The sequence below is a fragment of the Actinomadura coerulea genome, from assembly GCF_014208105.1.
Taxonomy (GTDB): domain Bacteria; phylum Actinomycetota; class Actinomycetes; order Streptosporangiales; family Streptosporangiaceae; genus Spirillospora; species Spirillospora coerulea.
In genome coordinates this window covers 6,886,839-6,900,494 of the sequence record NZ_JACHMQ010000001.1, presented here as the reverse complement: position 1 = coordinate 6,900,494, position 13,656 = coordinate 6,886,839, and the positions used below count along the sequence as shown (strand labels likewise).

The following is a 13,656-nucleotide window of genomic DNA, read 5'->3' as shown; positions in this document are numbered from 1 at the left end:
CTCGGCAAGCCGGGCACCGCGGGCCAGCGGTACGCAGCCGACGTGAATTGACCGGACGGGGCAGGGAAGAGCTGATCCCATGGGGCACGAGGTGATCACATCACTGGAGGAGCTGGCCGAACTGCTGGAGGCCCGCTCGCGACTGTTCGTGCGCTGGTCGGCCGACCCGGCGGCGGACCAGTCCCGTCCGCACAGCAAGGACGGCTTGACCGGCGCCGAACTGCCGGGCTTGTCGGCCAATCCCCTCGCGGTGGAGCCATGGTGGGGCGACCGCTCGACCGTCCTGTGGGTGGCGCGGCGCCTGCACGACTACTCGCACCTGGAGAGGGCCCGCACCCCCGGCGCGCGGCCCTGGGTACTGGCCGGCGAAGAGGTGGGCCGCGGCCCGGACAACGAACCCATCGTCACCCACCCCGACCTCGTGGCCCTCGTCGACAAGACGGTTCTCGACCAGGCCGAGGAACTTCTGGAGCGCGACACGAACGGCCCGTGGGGCCCCCTGGCTCGGGCGGGAGGCTGATCGACTGCCGCGCCGAAGCCGCCGCCAAGACCAGCCCGCGCACTCCCCCACCTCCGAACTACCTGCCGCCCTACGCCCCCGAACTCGACCTCATGGTCGAGGCCGTCCTGACTGAGACCGACCTGGCCTGGAGTCCGGCGGTGGTGAGCGCCTCCATACTCCGCGGCCATGAGCCGGAGGCCGAACCGGTCGCATGAGGGAGTCCTCCGGGGCCCTGTTTGCCTCAGCCGTGAGCGGTAAGCACTTCGCTGATGCGAAGGGAGCCAATGTGTCGACCGTCCAGACGAGAGAGCAGACTGCCGAGGCGCCGCCGGCCAAGGCCACGGTCGCCGACACGCTCCGGATCGGTGCGGCGGTGTTCGGCCCGACGCTCGCCCGGGGCGTGCTGGCACGGCGGCCGCGCCTGGTCGCGCTGGCCGAGGCGGCCCAGGCGGACGGCCGGGCGGGACGGCTGCTGCGGCGGCTGCGCGCACGGTACGGGAGCGGGCCGCTGCGGCTCACCGTCCCGGGGCGCTCGTTCGCCCTGGTCCTCTCGCCGCGCGACATCGAGCGCGTGCTGACCGGATCGCCCGAGCCGTTCGCGATCGCCTCGAAGGAGAAGCGCGCCGCCGTCGGGCACTTCCAGCCGCACGGCGTGCTGGCCTCGCATGGCCGGGCGCGCGCCGGGAACACGCCGAACGGGCGAGGCGCGAGGCCGAGTCGGGTGACGCCGACCTGCCGTTCCTGCGCGCGTGCGTCCAGGAGTCGGTGCGCCTGTGGCCCACCACCATGACGATCCTGCGCGACGCGACCCGTCCGACCGAGTGGGCGGGCGAGACCCTGCCCGCCGGCACCGGGTTGCTCATCCACACGCCGTTCCTCCAGCGCGACGACGAGACGCTGCCGTACGCCGACGCGTTCCGGCCCGATGTCTGGCTGGACGGCACGGCGCAACGCGACTGGGCGGTGGTGCCGTTCAGCGGGGGGCCGGGAGAGTGCCCTGGACGGAACCTGTCGCTGCTCTCGGCGACCCACTTCCTCGCCGCGCTGCTGCGCGCCTACGACCTGCGGCAGGACGCGGGCCTGCGCCTCTCCGGCGACCGGCCGCCGCCGCGGACGCTGAGCCCCTTCCGGCTGGGCTTCGACGCCCGCCCCCGCGACGCCCGCACGGGTCGGCCTCGCGACCCACGACGGCGTCGAGGAACTGTACGCGGCGGTGCGGGCCACCGGACGCGCACCGGCCGCGGTGGCGATCAACGTGGAGGGCCCGTCCACGGGTCACTGCGGTGGACGAGGACGCTTGCCGATCACGATGACTCCTGTGCCGCGGACAGAGAACCGGCAGTCCTGCGAGTGCACGCCAACTCGCAGGCGGCGGCGAGGTCGCTGGCCGTGGGGACCAGCTCGGAGACCTCGGTGATCTCGAAGACTCTGCGGACCGAGCCGGTCTCGGGGACGGCCAATACGAGCGGCGTGGTCAGGGCCTTGGCTCGTAGATGGGTGCGGACGATGACATTGACCCCGCTGGCGCCGCAGAACCGGGTGCCGGTGAGATCGAGAACCAATGCTGGAACCCCGGTGTTCAGCAGCCGCAGCAACCGATCGCAAATCCCAGGGGCGTCTGCCAGATCAATCTGCGCCGGGAACCGAACTACAGTACATCCGCGTCCGTGCTCGACCGGAAGATGGGGAAGGGGAGCCGTTCGCATCGACGCACCACCTCGAACTCGACGAACTCGATGAGACGAGAGTGGCCGCACTGCTGGACCGGGCCTGCCGACCGGGACCAGCCGCAGGCTGTACATCGATACTGCGTTAGGTGGGTGACGGCCGTCAACCAAGTCCCCCCGCGCTCGGCCGCCCGAAGGCCGTAGCCGAGTGCTCAGCCACCGAGCCTGGAGGAATCCCTCGGTTCGGCGGCGGCCGACAAGGAAGCCAGCAACGCACGGGCGACATCGCGCAACTTGGTGTTGGTGTCCTGCGACTGGCGTCGAAGCACCTCGAACGCCTGCTCGGCGGTCAAGCCGTGGGCGGCCATGAGCACCCCCTTGGCCTGATCGATCTCAGCCCGCGATATCAGTGCGGTCTTCATCTGCTCGGCCAGGTCCCGGAAATGCAGATAGCGGCGCGCGGTGACGATCGCGGTGGAGGCGGCGGCGGCGAACAAGGTGATCAGTGCTTCGTCCAGCGCGTCGAAGGCCGTGTGTTCACGTCCGTACAGGTTCAGCGCCCCGACGACGTCGCTGTCACCGCCCTCTCCACGGTCGAGAACCAACGGCGCGGACAGGTACGCGTGCATTCCCGCCACCTCCGCGGCGCGGGCGAAGTTTGGCCACCTGTCGCGTGCCTCCGGCAAGGTGACGCGAATCGTCCGGCGTTCGGCCGCCGCTCGCAGGCACGGGCCATCGCCCGCAGCGTACTGGTCCCGGTCGATGGCGATGACCGCCTCGTCGGTGGCCGCCGCGGTGAAGACCCGGCCGTCGGCCACCACGGTGACGCTGACCACCGATGCGTCGCCGATCGTCCGCTGCACCATGGCGACCAGGCGGTTCAGCGCGGCATCGAGCCCCTCGTCATTGTCGAGCAGCTCATGAAACTCCTCCAGCGCGATCGAGAGCTCATCGAGCCGTTCGGCTCGAGAGGTCGACTCGCCTTGCCGATCACCCGCAGCCGCCATCCCTACCCTCAGCCGGTACCCGAGCACGTCGCTCACATAGTCGGTCACGAGGATTTTACCTACGGTGTCGGATTCGTAGTGGTCGTGGCCGCGCGGACGGCATGTTACGCGTGAGACTAGTATTGGTTGGCCGCCTGCCCACGAACCTGGGGCCGGGAGGACCCTCGACGTCCGCCGCACTCTCGTCTCCCTTACGGCCTGCGACCATCCCCGTGCACGTCCGGGCCCCGGACCGCGACAAACGCGAAATTCATCCACATCGGTGGAACAGAGGACGGCGAGATCGACCCTACGTCGACCGTAATGCCAACCATGCTCGCATCTGTCACCCGAGGGAATTATGAGAGGCGATAGTGGTGAATCGACGGGTTTCCAGGGCAGATGCACTGAGCCGTCTCTGCGGGCCCCCAGGGTCATGTGCGGCGTTGAGGGCGCCCGGCGTGCGGCGGCCCCTTAGCTTGTGCGTTGCATGGTGAGAGGTTCGAGATCCGACTCTTCCGTCGGGAGGATATGAGGTGGACCAGCCGTTGGAGGGACGGCACCGGAGGCGACTGTGGCATGCGATCGCTGAGCGCGCCGACGTGCCGGGCCAAGACGGCTGGGCACAGGCGGTGTGCGTGGCGTGCGTGGAGACACTGGACCGGTTGGACGGGGCGATCGTGGCGTTGCGGGGAGACGTCCGGGCGCAGCAGGTGCTCGGAGCCAGTGACTCGTGGGCGGCTCAACTGGCCGAAACGCAGTACACCGTAGGTGAGGGACCGGGTGTGGAGGCTTACGTTACCGGGGGCCCGGTACTGGCCCCGGATCTGAGCGGCGAGGACGAGCGGTGGCCGGGGTTCGTCAGGTCAGCGACGGCGGTGGGCGTGGCGGCGATGTTCGCGTTCCCGATGCAGGTCGGGGCGATCCGGCTGGGCACGTTGGAACTGGTCCGCCGCCACACGGGGAGATTGTCGACCCGGGAGGTCGGCGAGGCGATCCTCCTCGCGGAACTGGCGACCATCGGGTTGCTGGAAGAGGCAGGCGAGGCCGAACGGGCGGGTCGAGAATTCGCACCCCGCCCAGTGACGTCCTTCCGGGACGTCAACGTGGCCACCGGAATGCTCGCCGCGCAACTGCGAATCAGTCTGGACGACGCATTCATCCGGTTGCGGGCACACGCCTTCGGCCAGGGCCGCTCGGTACTGGCGGTGGCCCGCGATGTGCTGGATCGGCGTATCCAGCTTGAGGAGTTGGCCGAATGAACCGCCCAGACCTGGAGGAACGATGACCGATCCCCTGCTCAGAGAAATACCGGATCTCCGTCCACCGCATCTGGCCGACGCTCTAGCCGAGATCACCTCGCAGCTGACCGGTGGCCCCGACAGCGCCACGGTGCTGCGGTTGGTCACCGACGCCGGAACCGGGATGCTGGGCGCGGCGGCGACAGGGGTGATGCTGGTCGATCCACGCGGAGGTGTGGAGGTGGTGGCCGCCTCCGACCGGCCCGCCCGGTTCGTCGAGCTACTGCAAACCCAGACCGAGCAGGGGCCCTGCCTGGACTGCATCGCCACCGGCGCGATCGTGACCGCCCAGGATCTGGAGTCCGAGCGGGCGCGGTGGCCGGCTTTCGTCCCGGCGGCGGTAGAGATGGGCTACCGGGCGGTTGCCGCTGTCCCCCTGCGGCTGGACGGGCAGGCCATGGGAGGACTCAACCTGCTTTACGGTGAGCCGACCAGCTGGCCGGTATGGCACTTGCGGCTGGCGCAAGTCGTGTCCGACCTGGCCGTACTCGGCCTCGTGCAGGAACATGGCGATCGGCGTGCGGACCGGCTCGCCGAGCGCACCATGACGGTGCTCAACGACCTTGTGCATCTCGACCACGCCGTCGGGATGGTCGCCGGCACGCTGGATCTCGATCCCGATGCGGCCCGCAGCGCGATCATGTCCTATGCCCGGCGCCTCCAACGGCCGCTGCTCGACGTGGCGCGGGCAGTGACCCAGGGCGACCTGAACCCGGCCGACCTGACCGCCGACCGGCCCGGTTAGTCCCAGTCCGGGTCGGCGCGTCCGTCAGCCCGGTCATCGACCAGGGCGGCCAGCCGGGCCGCCTCGGCATCCTGCCCCGCCACGCCCTCGCCTTCCACCAGGCTCCGGCGGGCTTGGACGGGGCCACATCTCTGCCAGCCGCTCACAATTCCCACGGCCTCATCGAAAGCGGTCCGCCGGGCCAGCACATGCTTCAGACGGCGCGCCATCGCGATCTGCTCTGCACGTTCGTCGAAACCAGCCATACCCATGTTTCAACGCTCCTCCCCGTACCGCCGATCCACCACGGGACCCCCCGGCGGTCTCATGGACAGCGCCCCGATCGATCACCTGACCTCGCGAGTCCTGATCGGTACGGTTTCAATGGTGCACGCGCGTACATTGTCGCGCCACCCGGCCAACTCCCCCAAAGGGCAAATCCCTGGCCCGGTCAGCGCAAGTGGGTGCAACACTGCTGACCGTCTACCAACCTACCTCGCTCCCCCTCCCGCGAAGCGGCGACGTAAGCGCCGCCATCGCCACTATCCGGGCGGTAGCACGCAGGGCGTAGCCGGACGCGCCCCCACACTCAGATCCTGGGAACGCGAACTAATACCGCTGGGCATACCAGGTCGGTTGCTCGCCGAACATGCTCTTGAAGTCGCGGATGAAGTGGCCCTGGTCGACATAGCCGAGGTCGGCCGCCAGCGCGGCCCAGTCGATCGCCCCACCGGCGGCCATGCGTGCGGTCACCTCGTGCAGGCGGTAGCGGCGGATCACCCACTTGGGCCCGATGCCGACGTACTCCGCGAACAGCCGTTGCAATCCTCGCATGCTCAGCCCCAGCTCGCCGGCGAGGTGTTCGACCCTGGTCAGGGCCTTGTCCTTGGCGATCAGCTCGACCGAAGCCACCGCCTGGCGCACCCGGGGGTCATCGTCCGGCAGGTGTTCCAGCAGGAAGGCTTCCACGGTCGGCACGTCGAGCGTCGTGGGCAGGTCCGGGCCGAACACCTCGGTCGCCGGGACGACGCGGTCGGTGATCGTCGAGACGGAGGCACCGAGGAACAGGCGGAAGCCGCCCGGCCGGAACGCGACGCCGAAGACATGATCGCGGCCCTCGAGGACCTTGATCTGGTAGCCGCTGCACACGCCGTTGACGTCCGCGCGGCCGCCGCCGAACGACAGATGCACGTTCGGGTACGGCACGATCTTCTGCCGGTAGGGCTCGGCGTAGTCCCAGCGAGCCTCCCAGTACCGCTCCACCCATGGCGCGAGCGCCGGCGACGGGCTGTGAAACGTGTGGCGCTGATACCTGGCCCACGCACCGCGCAGCTCACGAACGTCCCGCTCCACACGGCAGAGTGTATGTCGCCTTTGTCCAATACCCCTCCGGCCCGGGCCGTCTAGCGTCGCCGCCATGTCACATCTGTCCAATGCTGCCGAGGCCATGGCCGCAGTCGCCCGCACCATCACCGACGACCAACTCGCCAACAAGACTCCGTGCACGGAGTACGACGTGCGGGCACTGGTCAACCACCTTCTGTTCTGGGGCCCGTCGCTCGCCGGCGGCGGCCGCAAGGAGTCCGTTCCGCAGCCGGCGGGCACCGAGTCCGAGGTGGACTTGGCGGCCGGCGACTGGCGCGGCCACCTGCTCGCCCTGCTGGACGACATCACGTCGTCGTGGGCGCCGCCGAGCGCCTGGGAGGGCGAGACGAGCATGGGCACACCGCATACGCTGCCCGCGCCCGTCCTGGGCGACATGATCGTCGGCGAGCTGGCCATGCACGGCTGGGACCTGGCGGTCGCGACCGGGCAGCGGCTGGAACTGCCCGCCGACCTGCTGGCGCACCTGCACGACACGGTGTTCGCCAACGTGGAGCAGGGGCGGGAGATGGGCATGTACGGACCGCAGGTCGCGGTGCCGGCCGACGCCCCCGCCTTGGACCGCATCCTCGGCCTGACCGGCCGTGATCCCGCCTGGACGTAGTCACCGACCGGTGATGTCGGCCACATCTGAACGGCGCGGCGCCCCAGCCATAGCCACCTCCGGTGGGGCCCACGCCGTCATCATCTGGACGGCGTCCATGCACGGCCGGCCGTGCGCATCTCCTTGCGCAGCCGAGTGAGGACGTGCCGGGCATCGGCGGCGACCCCGCGCAAGGTCGCCGAGGCGAAAGAGCGCTGCCATTCCAGCCCCACGTACCCCAGCCCTGGACGGGTGAGCGAGACACCGCCGCGATGGCGCGGCTGCCCGTCCTCGTCCAGCGCGCCCAACCCGGTGAGATGGTCCACGCCCGGTCGGTACCCGGTGGCCAGCAACACCACGTCGACGTGTTCGCGGGTGCCGTCGCTCCACACGACCTGGTCTCCCTCCAGGCGGGTGAACATCGGACGGCGGTCGGGGTTGCCGGCGGCAATGGCGTCCCGGTAGGTGCCGGTGTCCATCACCGGCGTGCCCTTGCCGCCGGTCAGCAGCGGGCGCGCCCAGCCCGCGGTGTCCAGCCCGGTGCGCCGCAACCAGATGTGCATGTCGACGCCCAGAAGGCGCTGCGCCATGAAGCGGAGAGGGTGCCGGGTGGCCAGCGTGACGTCGGCGACCCCGGCGAGCTCGATCGCGATCTGCACCGCCGAGTTGCCTCCGCCCACGATCACCACTCGCCGGCCCCTGAACGGACCGGGGCGCCGGTAGTCGCACGAGTGCAGCACCGTGCCGGGGAAGCCGTCCAGGCCCGGCAGATCCGGGCGATGGGGGCGGCTGAACCCGCCCGTCGCGGCGATCACCAGCGGTGCGGCGAAGACCTCGCCGCCCGCCGTGACCACCTCGAACCCGCCTCGCGAACCGTCCGGCGCGGCCACGACCTCTGTGACCCGGTGACCGGTGCGGATGTCGGCGTCCAGGCGGGCGGCGTAGTCGGTCAGGTAGGCCACGACCTCGTCCCGCGCGGGATAGCCGTCCGGGTCACCGGGGAACGCCGTCCCGGGCAGAGCGCTGCGCCGGGCCGGGGAGAACAGGGTGAGGCTGTCGTAGTAGTGCGGCCAGGACCCGGCCGTCTGCTCGGCCGCCTCCAGGACGATGGGCGCCAGACCGAGGGAACGAGCGGTGTGGGCGGTGGCCAGACCGGCCTGGCCACCGCCGATGATGACGAGCGGTGCGGTGGTGGGCATGACCGAAACATATCAATAGTTCATGAAATGTTGAAGTGTTGATATGTGACGTAGGATGGGCCCGTCTCACGGAGGAGCAAGCAGCGATGGGCGAGCCGGTGACCAGCCAGCCGATGCCGGCGGAAGGTCCGGTCGGCGGCGCGGCCACGACGCCGGCCGGCGAAGGATGCGAGGGAACGCCCGCTGCTTCGCTCGGCGCCGGAGCACACGAGTTCCTCAAGGCGCTGGCCAGCGAGCAGCGGCAGCAGATGCTCGAACTGTTCGCCGGCGGCATGGAACTCAGCGTCGGCGCCGTCGCCGAGCGCCTGGGCGTCGGCCAGTCAAACGCCTCGCAGCAACTCGCGCTGCTGCGCCGGGGCGGCCTCCTCACCTCGCGCAGGGACGGCAAGCAGGTCCTCTACCGCATCGACTCCGCCGCGATCGACCGGTCGCTCACCGAACTGCGCGAGTACCTGCGCACCTGCTGCCCGCCCGCAGACTGACCCCGCCCGGGCCCGGCTCTTCTCCTGTCCGGCGAGGACCACGGATCGATCGGGACGAACCGGAGCCGGAGAGCGAGAGCGGTACCGCATACCGGCGGGCAGGAAGCGTAAGTCCAGAACTCAATCCATTCGCCACGGCACCTGTGTTCTCACGCCTCCGGCCGCAGCTCGCTGAGAAGGTTCGCGATGCGCCTGCGGATCTCGTCGCGGATCGGTCGTACGGCGTCGACACCCTGCCCGGCGGGGTCGTCGAGGGCCCAGTCCAGGTAGCGCTTGCCAGGGAAGACGGGGCAGGTGTCCCCGCACCCCATGGTGATCACCACGTCGGACGCCTGGACGGCTTCCGTGGTCAGCACCTTGGGGATCTCGGCGGAGATGTCGATGCCCTCCTCGGCCATCACCTCCACCACCGAGGGGTTGACCTGGTCGGCGGGCGCGGACCCTGCCGAGCGGACTTCGATCTCATCGCCGGCCAGGCTGGTGAGGTAGGCGGCGGCCATCTGGGAGCGACCGGCGTTGTGCACGCAGACGAACAGGACGCTGGGCTTTCCGGAGAGAGACTGATCAGACATCAGGGTTCCTTAGCTGGTCGAAACTGTGGCGGCCATGGCCGGCGAGCAGGTCGGTGACGAGCAGGTCCAGTTCGCCGGTCAGCGGCGGCGCAGCCACAGCGACACGTACACCAGCCCCACCAGGACGGGAACCTCGATCAGTGGGCCGACCACGCCCGACAGCGCCTGACCGGAGGCGACGCCGAAGGTTCCGATCGCGACCGCGATGGCCAGCTCGAAGTTGTTCCCGGCGGCGGTGAACGCCAGCGTCGCGGTACGCGGATAGGACAGCCGGAGAGCGCGGCCGAGGGCGAAGGACCCACCCCACATCAACGCGAAGTAGGCCAGCAGCGGGAGTGCGATGCGGGCGACGTCGGCGGGCTGGTTGGTGATGGTGTCGCCCTGCAGGGCGAACAGGATGACGATCGTGAACAACAGCCCGTACAGCGCGACGGGACCGATCCGAGACAGGAACCGCTCCTCGTACCACTCGCGGCCGCGGGCGCGCTCACCGAAGCGGCGGGTGAGGAACCCGGCGGCCAGCGGGACGCCCAGGAACACCAGCACGTTCACCACGATCCTGCCGACCGGGAAGTCCGCCTCGTCGGTCGCCAGCCCCAGCCAACCGGGCAGCACCTGGAGGTAGAACCAGCCGAGCGCACCGAACGCGACGACCTGGAAGACGGAGTTGAGGGCGACCAGGACGGCGGCGGCCTCCCGGTCGCCGCAGGCCAGGTCGTTCCAGATGATGACCATGGCGATGCACCGGGCGAGGCCGACGATGATCAGCCCCGTGCGGTACTCGGGCAGGTCGGGCAGGAGAATCCACGCCAGCGCGAACATCACCACCGGGCCGACCACCCAGTTCAGCAGCAGCGAGGCGAGCATCAGCCGGCGGTCCCCGGTGACCGTGTCCAACCGGTCGTAGCGGACCTTCGCCAGCACCGGATACATCATCACCAGCAGGCCGAGCGCGATCGGCAGCGAGATCCCGCCGACCTCGACCTCCGCCAGCGCGCCGTCCAGTCCAGGGACGGCGCGCCCGAGCCCGAGGCCGAGTGCCATGGCCGCGATGATCCACACCGGCAGGAAACGGTCGAGCGCCGACAGCCCGGCCACCACCCCCGCCTCCGCGGGACGGGCGATGGCGGTGCCCGAGTCTCGCGTCCCGGTCACGTGCAGGGCCTCTTCCGCTGGTGGGTCTGAACCTCGCGGGCGGCGGCGGCCAACTCGCCGAGTTCGGCGGCCAGTTGCTCCAGCGCCTCAGGGCGCAGCCGGTAGTAGGTGAAACGCCCGCACGGCTCGGTGTCCACCAGCCCGGCTTCGCGCAGCACCCGCAGGTGGTTGGAGATATTGGACTGCCTGGCGCCGGTCTCCTCCACGAGGTGGCAGTTGCACAGCGCCTCCGCGGCCAGCAGCGACACGATCCGGGCACGCAGCGGATCGGCCAGCAACCTCAACACATCAGTTTCAACTGACATCATCACAGAATGATACGTTAGCAGGCGTCCGGAGACGGCCGCCCAGACGTCCGCAAGCGTGATCGCCGTTACGGACATCCGGCGCCGGGGGCCTGGGGATTGCCCGGTGCCATCGCTCACCCGGGCTTGGGGCCACCGTCTGCCGTGCCCGGTTCGCCCGGGGGCTCAGCGTGGCCGATCCACCGTTCGGCGGCGGTGACGCGCGATGCCGCGGTGTGGAGCCGGCCGTCGGGTGGGAGGGGCGTGGCCGGCAGGGTCCGCGGTGCCTGAGGGGCGATGGCATGGGCGAGCGCCGCGTCGCGGAGGTCGTGGATGCCATCCCGGGGGAATTGGCCGGGAGGTGCGGGCGGCCGGGATCCTGCTCACCGGCCGGGCCGACAGCCCGCAGGTGATCGCCGCCTCCACCGAACGGACCCGGCTGCTGGAGTCGCTCCAGCTCCAATCCCGCCAGGGCCCTGCCTGGACTGCTTAGCCACCGGCCGGCCCGTCAGGGTCGCCGACCTGACCACCCCGGGCCGAGCGGTGGCCGGTGTTCACGCCCGCGGCGCCCGTCCCGCCCGCGGATCCCGGCGTGCCGGCGTTTCCGAGTCAGTGACCAGTGGGGCATGGGGGGTTGTTGAGGCCGCGGTCCAGGCCGGTGATGCGCAGCAGCTTGGCGACCTGCGGGCGGGGGGCCGACAGGTGCAGGATGACGCCGAGTCCGGCGGCACGGCGCTGGACGCCGATCAGCATGGTCAGCCCGGCCGCGTCGCAGAAGGACACCTCGCTCAGGTCGAGGATCAGCAGCCGCGGGCCCGGGGGCAGTGCGGCGAGCAGGTGTTCGCCCACTGCGGGGGCGGACGCCATGTCGAGATCGCCCCGCAGGGCGAGAATGGCGACGCCCGATCGTCCCCGGGGAAGCGCAGTGGCCCCGGCGGCCACATGGGAGCGGCGGACTGCTGTGAACCTGGTGCGGCCGGCGTACCCGGTGGTCATGGCGGCGGACGTGCTGCCGGTCATGGCGGTCTCCGATCGCGAGGTGGTGGATCCGGCCGTGTCGATCGCGTCCGCGGGTCAGCGCGACATCGACGGTTCACGCCGCCTTTCGCCTTGCCGTGTCGAGGCGCTTCGGGGTCGGCCGACGACCCACCCGCCCCGCGGCTCGCGTGGAGCGGTCGATGCGGCCGGTACGTCGGCGGCGGGCGGGCGGCCGGCCGGATCGGCGGCACTCTCCAGGACCGCCTGAGCCGCTGCGTTGCCGGTGGCGGCCGGGACCGTGAGCAGGTCGATGCGGTGGCCGTCAGCGTAGATCGCGGTGAGCACCCCGGCGGGCAGGTGGTCGAACCAGCTCAGCCGGACCTCGCGGGTGTCGTCTGGGCCGTTGACGAGCAGTCGGCGCGGATGGCTGTGCCAGTCGGCCGCCCGCAACAGGACGTGGCTGATCGGCTGGCGGTCGTCGAGCGGGCCGTAGGCCCGCAAGGCCAGCAGCAGCCCCGGCAGTTCGGCGACCGGATCGGCCGAGCGGGGCCACCATGCGCCGTCCAGAAGCCTGGGGCCCCGCCCTGAACGGGTCCGCCTGAGCGGGGCGGACGGCTGCAGGACGAGCCGGGGGGCCGAGGGCGGCGGAAGGTCGATGATCGTTGTTGGTTCCGAGGCGGTCCTCATGGCATCTCCCCTTTCCCTGGAACCGCGAGGCGGTTCCGAGCAGTGTGAACGAGCCGGTGCGGCGGATCACCCTCTAGGGCGGGGATGTCGTCTTTGCCGGATAAATTCACTCTAGCCGCCGACCTTCGGCGGCTCAAAAAACTGGAGTAATATCTGCCCATGTTTTCGACATTTTTCCTCGCCTTTTGACTCCTGGGGTTTGACGGGCGGATTTGCACTCCCAAATTTCCGCGCGTCCGCAGGTGCCGAATCCGTGCCGGCAGGGCCGACCTTGGGTTTGCTCGGCGGCACTACCTGTTTCGAAGGGACTGCACGCGAAGAGACGGGCGCGCAGATCGTGGCCATGCGAGCCTGGCGGGCGCGCTGCGGTTCAGGCTCGGATCTCCCGGGAAAGTTCCTCAGGCGGCCCTGATCTGTAGTGATCGGAATTGGAGCGCTGCACGGAAAACGTCTCCTGGTCACTTAGCGTGGCGAGAAATGCAGGCGCAAGGAGAGTTGCCGAGGCCCGCCGTGCCTCAACCGCCCCACCGGCTCCGGCGGTAGCCGCTGGGGTCAGCGTGAGCGCAGCCTGTCGAGGCGATGAGCCGGCACACCGAGCGCCTTCTCCCACCGCCCGCGGGCGGCCGAGTCCGCCACGCGCCGCAGCGCCGAGGCGGGCAGCCGATCCTGGAAACCACCGGGCAGGCACCGCATGGCGTCAGCCAACTCCCGATGCCGCGCGGGCGCCAGCGGTGGGCCGGATGCTGGTTCGGGCCGGGCCGGTTTGAGACCGAGCAACCGCAGCATCTGATCCGTCGCACCCACAGCGCGCCCTGTCCCTTGCATCGTCTTGCCAGCCCGAAAAAGGCGCACCCGGCGTGCGTGCCCGTGATTCCGGAGGAGTGGTCAGCTCATACCCCCGGATACACAGGCCCACTCATCGCGATGAGCCAGCGCAGGGCGGTCCGGCACCCCAGCGACCTCGATCGCCGGCGGCTACCGGGGGCGGGCCCGGTGGCGTAGGCTCGGTGATACCGGAGGCACTTCGCGCGTAGGCCGCCATGTCGGCGCCGTCTCCGGCGATCACGACCCGGTCCTCCACAGACCGAGAACGAGGCCTTCGAAATGGCCGGCACAGTGCTCGATTCGCACACGTTTCCAGACGGCGGTCCCG

At 70.2% G+C, this 13,656-nt stretch carries 18 protein-coding genes and 1 pseudogene; 9 read left to right on the top strand and 10 right to left on the bottom strand.

All coding sequences use genetic code 11. The annotated features are described in order from the left end of the window. Positions 1-79 precede the first annotated feature (79 nt). The 4 genes and pseudogenes from BKA00_RS32040 to BKA00_RS40940 all read left to right on the top strand — a co-directional run. Positions 80-520, top strand: coding sequence for a DUF6098 family protein (locus BKA00_RS32040; protein ID WP_185031406.1), 441 nt, complete (start codon positions 80-82; stop codon positions 518-520). Next, complete coding sequence (locus BKA00_RS32035) at positions 490-717, top strand: hypothetical protein (RefSeq protein ID WP_185031404.1); 228 nt, start codon at positions 490-492, stop codon at positions 715-717. The genes BKA00_RS32040 and BKA00_RS32035 overlap by 31 nt, the downstream gene beginning before the upstream one ends. Before the next feature lie 71 nt (positions 718-788). Continuing rightward, a complete protein-coding gene (locus BKA00_RS38415) occupies positions 789-1,292 on the top strand; it encodes a hypothetical protein (protein WP_221493386.1) in 504 nt (167 codons plus the stop codon). Further along, positions 1,289-1,510 (top strand): annotated as a pseudogene (locus tag BKA00_RS40940) (cytochrome P450); the annotation flags it as partial. The gene BKA00_RS38415 and the pseudogene BKA00_RS40940, both read left to right, overlap by 4 nt. A 296-nt stretch (positions 1,511-1,806) precedes the next feature. Here the strand turns inward: BKA00_RS40940 and BKA00_RS32025 are convergent. Together BKA00_RS32025 and BKA00_RS32020 are read right to left on the bottom strand one after the other, a co-directional pair. Further along, on the bottom strand, positions 1,807-2,208 hold the full coding sequence (locus BKA00_RS32025) for an STAS domain-containing protein (protein ID WP_221493385.1): 402 nt from the start codon (positions 2,206-2,208) through the stop codon (positions 1,807-1,809). Positions 2,209-2,381: 173 nt separating this feature from the next. Next, positions 2,382-3,224 carry a GAF and ANTAR domain-containing protein gene (locus BKA00_RS32020; RefSeq protein ID WP_221493384.1) on the bottom strand — a complete coding sequence of 281 codons (843 nt, stop codon included), beginning with the start codon at positions 3,222-3,224 and terminating at the stop codon, positions 2,382-2,384. Between the two features lie 467 nt (positions 3,225-3,691). Here BKA00_RS32020 and BKA00_RS32015 point away from each other — a divergent pair, with 467 nt between their 5' ends. Next, positions 3,692-4,417, top strand: coding sequence for a GAF and ANTAR domain-containing protein (locus BKA00_RS32015; RefSeq protein WP_221493383.1), 726 nt, complete (start codon positions 3,692-3,694; stop codon positions 4,415-4,417). Between the two features lie 22 nt (positions 4,418-4,439). After that, on the top strand, positions 4,440-5,201 hold the full coding sequence (locus BKA00_RS32010) for a GAF domain-containing protein (protein ID WP_185031402.1): 762 nt from the start codon (positions 4,440-4,442) through the stop codon (positions 5,199-5,201). On the opposite strand, the gene BKA00_RS32005 is transcribed toward BKA00_RS32010, so the two are convergent. Both BKA00_RS32005 and BKA00_RS40115 read right to left on the bottom strand, forming a co-directional pair. Then, entirely contained in the window at positions 5,198-5,452 is a 255-nt protein-coding gene (locus BKA00_RS32005; protein ID WP_221493382.1) for a hypothetical protein, read from the bottom strand. The genes BKA00_RS32010 and BKA00_RS32005 overlap by 4 nt on opposite strands. Positions 5,453-5,789: 337 nt before the next feature. After that, entirely contained in the window at positions 5,790-6,533 is a 744-nt protein-coding gene (locus BKA00_RS40115; RefSeq protein ID WP_221493381.1) for a DUF6597 domain-containing transcriptional factor, read from the bottom strand. 64 nt (positions 6,534-6,597) lie between these two features. Between BKA00_RS40115 and BKA00_RS31995 the strand changes: the two genes are divergently transcribed. Beyond that, positions 6,598-7,167, top strand: a complete 570-nt coding sequence (locus BKA00_RS31995) for a TIGR03086 family metal-binding protein (protein WP_185031400.1) — start codon at positions 6,598-6,600, stop codon at positions 7,165-7,167. Between the two features lie 80 nt (positions 7,168-7,247). Here BKA00_RS31995 and BKA00_RS31990 read toward each other — a convergent pair whose 3' ends face one another. Continuing rightward, positions 7,248-8,345, bottom strand: coding sequence for a flavin-containing monooxygenase (locus BKA00_RS31990; RefSeq protein WP_185031398.1), 1,098 nt, complete (start codon positions 8,343-8,345; stop codon positions 7,248-7,250). Positions 8,346-8,431: 86 nt separating this feature from the next. Here BKA00_RS31990 and BKA00_RS31985 point away from each other — a divergent pair, with 86 nt between their 5' ends. Beyond that, positions 8,432-8,827: an ArsR/SmtB family transcription factor gene (locus BKA00_RS31985; RefSeq protein ID WP_230298823.1), complete on the top strand. Its 396-nt coding sequence runs from the start codon at positions 8,432-8,434 to the stop codon at positions 8,825-8,827. A gap of 149 nt (positions 8,828-8,976) precedes the next feature. On the opposite strand, the gene BKA00_RS31980 is transcribed toward BKA00_RS31985, so the two are convergent. The 3 genes from BKA00_RS31980 to BKA00_RS31970 all read right to left on the bottom strand — a co-directional run bounded on the left by BKA00_RS31980 (position 8,977) and on the right by BKA00_RS31970 (position 10,838). Beyond that, positions 8,977-9,399, bottom strand: a complete 423-nt coding sequence (locus tag BKA00_RS31980) for an arsenate reductase ArsC (protein ID WP_185031396.1) — start codon at positions 9,397-9,399, stop codon at positions 8,977-8,979. Positions 9,400-9,477: 78 nt separating this feature from the next. Then, the gene (arsB, locus tag BKA00_RS31975) at positions 9,478-10,524 is read right to left on the bottom strand and encodes an ACR3 family arsenite efflux transporter (protein ID WP_420829724.1); all 1,047 of its coding nucleotides are present in this window, start codon (positions 10,522-10,524) and stop codon (positions 9,478-9,480) included. Between the two features lie 26 nt (positions 10,525-10,550). Then, positions 10,551-10,838 (bottom strand): ArsR/SmtB family transcription factor, encoded by a 288-nt coding sequence (locus tag BKA00_RS31970; RefSeq protein WP_221493380.1) that lies wholly within the window; start codon positions 10,836-10,838, stop codon positions 10,551-10,553. A 361-nt stretch (positions 10,839-11,199) separates the two neighbouring features. Here BKA00_RS31970 and BKA00_RS40110 point away from each other — a divergent pair, with 361 nt between their 5' ends. Next, positions 11,200-11,331, top strand: coding sequence for a hypothetical protein (locus tag BKA00_RS40110; protein WP_268248218.1), 132 nt, complete (start codon positions 11,200-11,202; stop codon positions 11,329-11,331). Positions 11,332-11,447: 116 nt separating this feature from the next. Here the strand turns inward: BKA00_RS40110 and BKA00_RS31965 are convergent, their stop codons facing one another. Beyond that, positions 11,448-11,858 (bottom strand): STAS domain-containing protein, encoded by a 411-nt coding sequence (locus BKA00_RS31965; protein ID WP_185031393.1) that lies wholly within the window; start codon positions 11,856-11,858, stop codon positions 11,448-11,450. A 54-nt stretch (positions 11,859-11,912) separates the two neighbouring features. Next, on the bottom strand, positions 11,913-12,503 hold the full coding sequence (locus tag BKA00_RS31960) for a DUF5994 family protein (RefSeq protein ID WP_185031392.1): 591 nt from the start codon (positions 12,501-12,503) through the stop codon (positions 11,913-11,915). Positions 12,504-13,656 lie beyond the last annotated feature (1,153 nt).